Below are 6,348 nucleotides of genomic sequence, written 5' to 3' on the forward strand. Positions count from 1 at the left end.
AACGGCTGCCCGTGCAAGTGCCGGAACCCGCGTCGATGCCGCAAGGAAGGTCGTGCCCGTGAAAAGCCTCCGTCAGCTCCTCACGGGAGAGGACATCATCCAGCTCGTGATCCGGCTCGGCCTGCTCGCCCTGCTGATCATCTGGACCTTCCTGATTATCCGTCCGTTCGTGCCGATCCTGGCCTGGAGCGGCGTGCTCGCGGTGGCGTTCTATCCGGCCTTCAGCTGGGTCGCCAAGATCCTCGGCGGACGTCCCAAGACTGCGGCGGCGATCCTCACCCTCATCACGCTCGGCATCGTCATCGGCCCCGCGACCTGGCTCGGCATCAGCGCGGTGGACGGCGTGCGCGAGCTGGCGCACCAGCTCGGCACCGGCGACCTCGCGCTGCAGTCGGCGCCGGAGCAGCTCAAATCGTGGCCGCTGGTCGGCCCCTGGCTCTATGAGCTCTGGGACCAGGCCTACACCAACATCCGCGCAGTGCTGCGCGAGGTGGCGCCGTATCTTCAGCCGCTGGCGGGGCCGCTGCTGTCGCTCGCGGGCGATGCCGGCGTCGGCACGCTCCAGTTTCTGGTCTCGGTGTTCGTGGCGGGCTTCCTGTTTCCGCATGGGCCGCGGCTGGTTGCTGCCGGCCGCGGCTTCCTGTTTCGCATCGTGCCCGAGCAGAGCGAGCATTTCCTGGGGCTCGCGGGCGCGACCATCCGCGCCGTGGCGCAAGGCGTGATCGGCGTCGCGATCGTGCAGGCATTGCTCGCCGGCATCGGTTTCAAGCTTGCGGCGGTGCCGAGTGCGGGCTTGCTCGCCTTCATCGTGCTGCTGCTCTCGATCGTGCAGATCGGCGCCTTCCTCGTGCTGCTTCCTGTCATCATCTGGATCTGGACCGCCAAGGACGTTACCACGGCGCTGGTGCTCACGGTGTTTCTGGTCCTGGTCGGCTTCATCGACACCATGCTGAAGCCGCTGGTGATGGGGCGCGGCCTGACCACGCCGACCATCGTGATCTTCGTCGGCGTGATCGGCGGCACGCTCGCCCATGGCATCGTCGGCCTGTTCATCGGGCCGATCATCCTGTCGGTGGCCTGGGAGATGATGATGGCCTGGATCAGGACGGAGGACCGGGGGGAGGCAGGAGCGAGCGCCAGCGAAGGCTGATTTCGCGGCCCGACCGGCGCGCTTCTGCGCTCTCTCATCGCCCGACCCGACGTCCCGCAGGCTGTGATCAAGACGCGCCCCGAACTTGTCTGTCCAACTAGACAAGTTACGATCGGGACGATTCTATTCTCGATTACGGCAGCAATGGCGAAGTCTTCCAAGCTGGTTGCCGCCAAGCGCGGCAAGGTATTGTTGGTCAGACGCCGGTCGGACGGCCTGTGGATGTTCCCGGGCGGCCGCAAACGCGCGCGCGAGTCCGAGAAGGATTGCCTGCGGCGGGAGATCAAGGAGGAGCTGCCCAAGCTGAAGCTCGGCAGGATCAGCCTCTGGAAGGAAGTGAAGGCCAGGAACAAGCGCTCCGGTCGCAAGATGAGCGACGCGATCTTCATCGCCAAGGGCGCCAAGGGCAGGCTGGCGATCGGCGACAAGAAGGAGATCGACCGCGCTGCCTGGCAGAAGCCGCGCGGCATCCGCCTGACGCCGACCTCGCGCTACATCCGCGACCGCCTGTTTCCGAGGAAGCGGCGGCGCAGGTGAGCTAGTCGTCTCGCTCCACCGATTGCGTCCGCCCGGTGAATGACCTCGACCGCGCCAGGCGCGGCTCCGGCGCGGCGCGCCTCACCGCCTCGGCCTCGCGCAGCTCCTTGCGGACCTTGCGCGCGTTGCGCATCGCGCGCTTGACGAAGGGGTGCTGGGAATCCTCGGCGAAGAACAGCACCACCTCGCAACTCGGACACTGCCTGGAATAACCGTCCTGCAACCGCGCGGCGCGATCGCGGAACACGTTCTTGCAGCGCGTGCACTGAATCTGGACGGAGCCCATGCGCGATCGACAATGACTGATGGAAATGATCGTCAGCTGATCGCAAATGTCTGAAGAAAGCCTGAAGCCCTTTTGCGAATTCACCGCCAGCCTGCCGCAAGCCGATGCAGCGGGCGCGAGCATGTCGGCGATGCTCGCGTCACGCGCGCGGCGAAGCTATTGCTTGGCCGCCATGGTCTCCAGGCAATGATTGAGAAATGCGGTGCGATCTCTCGGCAGCACCTTCTCGAGATCCGCTTTCAGCGCGCATTCGCGCTGCCGGATCTGTTCGGCACGGCGCTTCTCGGCGGCTTCGCGGAATTCGGGAGCGACCTTGCTGGGATCGACCAGCGCCTGCGAGCGGGCGGGTGTGGCTGCAAGCAGCACGCTGGCAGCGATGAAAATGAATGGTTTCAAATGAGCCTCCGTAAAAGAGGCATCCTAGCGCGCGGCGCGCCAACGCTCAAATCGGAGCCACGCGGTACCCCGTTCCGCGGCAGCTGCCCCGACAGGGCGTGTGAACCAGTTCACAAGCGCTCGGCCAATTCGCTGCTATGAAGGCACATTGCTTCACCAAATCATTTTCCAACGAAACGCCCCGGCGTCCAAGCGCCGGGGTTTTTCGTGCTGGCGATGCGGTCCTCGATCGCATCAGCCTTTGCCTCAAGTGAGGCACGATCCCACGCCGCGTTGTAAGGTTCGGACGGGGCCCGGTTCCCCTCTGTCGAGGCACGGAACGTTGCCGGAAGGCGTGCGTTCGCCGGGCAAATCCCATATGGATGGCGGCGCGTCACCGAATCGACACGAGGGCGGCGCGTGTTCAGTTGGCGGCGGTTTACGACCAGAAACGGATTCACGTGAGGCTTGCAAAGAAGGCGCGGGCGGCCAAGGCATCGCTGAAGAGGGCATCGCCAAAGACCAGGATATCGCCCAAGTCCAGGACATCGCTGAAAGCCAAGACGACCAAGGCATCGCTCAAGACCAAGGCATCGCCCAGGAAGAGCGAGGTGGCGCAGCGCGCCACGATCTCGTCGTCGTCGCCGCTCGGCTCGATGGCTCTTCATCTGCTCGCGCAATGGAAGCAGTCCGGACCCAGCGGCATCGTGTTTCTCGCCGAGAACGAGAGCAGGGCGGAGCGGCTGGGCAGCGTCATTCACGCGCTCGATCCGTCCTGCGAGGTCTTGGTCTTTCCGCGGCTGAACACCTTGCCGTTCGATCAGCTCGAGCCCTCGCATGAGCTTGCAGGGCGCAGGGCCTCCGTGCTGCGGCGCCTCGCAAGATCCAAGAAGCCGCTGTTTCTCGTCTCGACCGCGGAGGCGGTGATGGAGCGTCTGCCGCCGCCGGCGAGCCTGTTGCGCCTCAGCGTCAGTCTGAAGGCGGGCGGCGCATTTTCGGAGCGGGAGCTCGAGACCCGCCTCGAATCCCTCGGATACGATCTCGACGACGAGCCGGACTATCCGGGCGGGGCGCTGTTTCATGGACAGACGTTCGAGATATTTCCCGCAGGCGCGCTCGGCCCGTTCCGTATCGAGCATTCCAATCGCGCGATCGACCGGATCGTGGCGTTCGATCCGAAAGAGCACGACATCATCTTCGAGACGAAGGAGCTCGTGGTCGATCCGATGTCGGAGCGGCTTGGCTTTGCCGGCAAGGGTGGCAAGCGCGCCAGCCTGTTCGACTATTGCGGACGCGCCAAATGGATCGCCGATGCAGGGGTCCCAGCGCATGCCGACGGCTGGCTTGATACGATCGAGGAGGCCGCGCCGCGCGCGGAGCGGGAGCGCGAATATCTCGGACGCCGCGACTGGAAGCAGCTCTCCAGGGGCATGAAGGTGCTGCCGCGGACCGCATCGTTCCAGGCCGTGCCCGAGTTCTCGAAGCTGACATCCGCACGGAAAGCGCTGCGCGCCTTTGTCGAGGAGACGCGGCGGGCCGGTTCGCGACTGATCCTCGTCGCCGCGCAAGAGGAAGATCTGCGCGTGATGGAGCGGATGAGCGGCGTCAAGGCACAGCGCTGCGAGGATTGGGAGGACGCGACGCGCGGGGGAAGCGGCGAGGCGGCGCTTGTGGCCGATCTCGATGCGGGCTTCGTCGTGCCGGGACGAAAGCCTCTCGTCGTCGTGACGGCGTCCGACGTGCTCGGCAGCCGGGCGCATCATGCGCAGCCGATGGCGCGCGCCTGGAGCGCGGCCTTCGACCATGCCGATGTGCCCGAGCAGGGCACCGTGGTGGTTCATCTCCAGCGCGGCCTAGCCGTGCTCGATGGCCTGCAGACGGTCAACACCGGCGGCGGCGCGATGCGGGAGATGATCCGCCTGAAGTTCGCGGGCGACAATGCGGTTCTGGTGCCGCCGACTGATCTGGCGCTCATGTGGCCTTACGCCGCCGAGCTCGGCAAGCTGGCGCTCGACAAGGCGGACGGCAGCACGTGGTGGGCACGGCGCAGCGAGGCCGAGCGCGAGATCCAGATCGCCGGCAAGGTGCTGGCCAAGCACATCAGCCAGCGCCGGCGGCGGCGCGCCGAAAAGCTGGTGCCACCGGGATCGGCCTACGAGAAGTTCGTCGCGCGGTTTCCCTATTTCACCACCACCGACCAGGCCAAGGCGATCCACGACGTGCTGGATGATCTTGCCTCCGGTCACCCGATGGACCGGGTGGTTTGCGGCGATGTCGGCTTTGGCAAGACCGAGGTGGCGCTGCGCGCGGCGGCCGCCGTGGTGCTGTCCGGCAAGCAGGTGGCGATCGCGGTGCCGACGACGGTGCTGGCCCGGCAGCACGTCGCAACGTTCCAGAAGCGTTTTGCGCCGTTCGGCATCGAGGTCGGAAACCTGTCGCGGGCAACGTCCGGTGCGGAGCTGCGCGAGACCAGGGAGGGCCTGCGCAGCGGCCGGATCAAGGTCGTGATCGGCACGCAGGCGCTTACGGCGAAGGACGTGAAGTTCGATGATCTCGGCCTCGTCATCATCGACGAGGAGCAGCATTTTGGCGCGGCCGAGAAGGTAAAGCTCGCCGGCCTCGCCAAGAACGCCCATGTGCTGATGATGAGCGCGACGCCGATCCCGCGGACGCTTGCTGCGGGCCTTGCCGGCTTCCGCGACCTCAGCGTGATCGCCTCGCCGCCGGTGCACCGGCTTCCGGTCGCAACCCGGATCGCGCCGCTGTCGGATGCCGCCATCGCCTCCGCGCTGCTGCGCGAGCAGCGCCGCCACGGGCAGAGCTTCCTGATCTGTCCGCGCATCCAGGACCTCGATCCGATGCTGGCGCGGGTGCAGGCGGTCGCACCGGACCTTCGCATCGTCTGCCTGCACGGCAGGCTGGCCGCCGACGAGATCGACGATCGCATGATGAGCTTCGTCGAGGGCAGGGCCGACGTCCTGCTCGCGACCAACATCGTCGAGAGCGGCCTCGACATTCCCCGCGCCAACACCATCGTGGTGTGCTGGCCCGAAAAATTCGGCCTCGCTCAGCTGCATCAGCTGCGCGGACGCGTCGGGCGCGGCGGCATCCGCGCCTTCGCCCATCTCTTGACCGAGACGGAGTCCGGGCACTCCGAGAAGCGGCTCGCCGTGCTCGAGGAGTTCAGCCGGCCGGGCGCGGGCTTTGCCATCAGCGAGCGCGATCTGGATCTGCGAGGCGCGGGCGATCTGTTTTCGGAGCAGCAATCCGGCCACGTCCAGGTGTTCGGCCCCGTGCTCTACAGCCATCTCCTGAAAATGGCCTCGGAGAAGGTCGACGAGGAGCGCGCCGCGGTGTGGGTGCCCGACCTCAACCTGCCGGTCGGGGACATGCTTCCCGAGACCTATGTGCAGTCCGAGCCCGTGCGGCTCGAGCTCTATGCGCGCGCCGCACGATGCAGCAACGAGGACGATCTCGAGGACCTCGAGGAGGAAACCTCCCGCCGCTTCGGACCCTTGCCGAAGGTCGCCCGCGATTTCTTCGCCGCGGCCATGCTCAGGATCGCGTGCAAGCGGCGCGGCATCATCCGCCTCGACGTCGGCCCCGGCGCGGTGGCCGCGACGTTCCTGCCGGGGCGGTTGCGGAAGTCGAGAGGAAAGTCACTCCCGCGCGACGGCGATCGCGTCGTCTATCACAGCCCGATGCGCGATGCGCCGTTGGAGCGGGTGGAGGAGTTGTTCGAAGCGCTGGATGAGGGGTAGGGCATCTTAAAGATGTGAAAACAACCCCATGCACAGTAGCAAAGTGCTGCTGGCACAATGTGTTGTGCAGCCGGCGGAAAGGCCGGCGCGGGCCCGTGATCAGGTTCAGCCGCTCTCCGTCACGGCGCATCGTTCGACGCCATGCTTCCGGCTCGCAGCCCGTTGACCCGTCGAGGCTGGGCAAGAATTGGTGGTTTGGTTGCTCAGGCTGGAACGAACCGGCCGATTGCGAGGCGCGG

General features: G+C 66.3%; 5 protein-coding genes. 3 read left to right on the top strand and 2 right to left on the bottom strand.

The features are described 5' to 3' along the window. The first annotated feature begins 58 nt into the window (after positions 1-58). Complete coding sequence (locus tag JQ635_RS18150) at positions 59-1,150, top strand: AI-2E family transporter (RefSeq protein WP_349631868.1); 1,092 nt, start codon at positions 59-61, stop codon at positions 1,148-1,150. Positions 1,151-1,294: 144 nt separating this feature from the next. Then, positions 1,295-1,687: an NUDIX hydrolase gene (locus JQ635_RS18155; RefSeq protein WP_211411197.1), complete on the top strand. Its 393-nt coding sequence runs from the start codon at positions 1,295-1,297 to the stop codon at positions 1,685-1,687. A 1-nt stretch (position 1,688) separates the two neighbouring features. On the opposite strand, the gene JQ635_RS18160 is transcribed toward JQ635_RS18155, so the two are convergent. Next, positions 1,689-1,973 carry a hypothetical protein gene (locus JQ635_RS18160; protein ID WP_211411198.1) on the bottom strand — a complete coding sequence of 95 codons (285 nt, stop codon included), beginning with the start codon at positions 1,971-1,973 and terminating at the stop codon, positions 1,689-1,691. A gap of 156 nt (positions 1,974-2,129) precedes the next feature. After that, the gene (locus JQ635_RS18165; RefSeq protein WP_211411199.1) at positions 2,130-2,369 is read right to left on the bottom strand and encodes a hypothetical protein; all 240 of its coding nucleotides are present in this window, start codon (positions 2,367-2,369) and stop codon (positions 2,130-2,132) included. A 635-nt stretch (positions 2,370-3,004) separates the two neighbouring features. On the opposite strand from JQ635_RS18165, the gene JQ635_RS18170 reads away from it, so the two are divergent. Further along, the gene (locus tag JQ635_RS18170; protein ID WP_211411208.1) at positions 3,005-6,109 is read left to right on the top strand and encodes a DEAD/DEAH box helicase; all 3,105 of its coding nucleotides are present in this window, start codon (positions 3,005-3,007) and stop codon (positions 6,107-6,109) included. Positions 6,110-6,348: the final 239 nt, after the last annotated feature.

It is taken from the genome of Bradyrhizobium iriomotense, from assembly GCF_018130765.1.
Taxonomy (GTDB): domain Bacteria; phylum Pseudomonadota; class Alphaproteobacteria; order Rhizobiales; family Xanthobacteraceae; genus Bradyrhizobium; species Bradyrhizobium iriomotense_A.